The sequence below is a fragment of the Oleiphilus sp. HI0086 genome (assembly GCF_001635225.1).
Genome location: NZ_LWFZ01001488.1, coordinates 1 through 923, shown reverse-complemented (window position 1 = coordinate 923; position 923 = coordinate 1). Strand labels below are relative to the sequence as shown.

Here is a 923-nt window from a genome sequence, read left to right as displayed (position 1 = left end):
ACCCAAAAACGACCGAACATACTACGAAAAACGCTCTAAGAAGACAATAGCTCGGTCAATATTTCTTCATGCTGCGCGCTTTGACTGGCGGTGTCTAGCCGATTTGATTTAAAAATCGACAATAGATCGCTTAATGCATCGCCAAATTGATCGTTAATAACCAGATAGTCGTACTCATGATAATGGCTACTTTCACTGGTTGCATCGGCCATGCGGCGCTCAATGACTTCTTCACTATCTTGGCCGCGCCCTTGTAAGCGTTCGCGCAAGGCGGCTTTAGATGGAGGTAGGATAAAGATGCTCACGGTATCTGGCATCAGTTCTCTTACTTGCTGCGCACCCTGCCAATCGATTTCAAGAATAACGTCTTGCCCAAGCGCCATACGCTGCTCAAGCCAGGTCTTGGAGGTACCGTAGTAGTTATCGAAAACTTTTGCATGCTCTAGAAAGCCAGATTCAGATATGAGCTGCTCAAACTCGGGGATGCTGACAAAGTGATAATTAACGCCATCGACTTCCCCGGGACGAGCCTGGCGAGTGGTATGAGAAACTGAAACTTCGATACCTGAGTCGGCTTCGAGTAAGGCTGCTACCAGGCTTGTTTTCCCTGCTCCGGAAGGGGCTGAAACGACATATAAACGCCCTTGCCTTGCAACTTCTTTAGACTTTTCACCTGTGCTACCCACTCTTTCTCCTCCAGATTCTAAGCAATGTCTAGGCTGTTATTCATCAGCTAAAACAACTATATTTAATGCGATGTGGAGCATTATGCTAAATTTCAGCTAAAAAGAGTATCTCTTAGTCTCAGTAGATCTTGATAAAGCGCTACAGACGAATTTTATTGAACGGCTAATACTGTTGGTATAAACACCCTGTGAAACAATATTGTCATTATCACCCGATTTCTCCGGCAATCTGGCATT

Annotated in this window: 1 protein-coding gene; it reads right to left on the bottom strand. The window is 45.2% G+C overall.

The window, feature by feature from the left end:
* Positions 1-35: 35 nt before the first annotated feature.
* Positions 36-686: a guanylate kinase gene (gene gmk, locus A3756_RS25210; RefSeq protein ID WP_068508644.1), complete on the bottom strand. Its 651-nt coding sequence runs from the start codon at positions 684-686 to the stop codon at positions 36-38.
* Between the last annotated feature and the right edge of the window lie 237 nt (positions 687-923).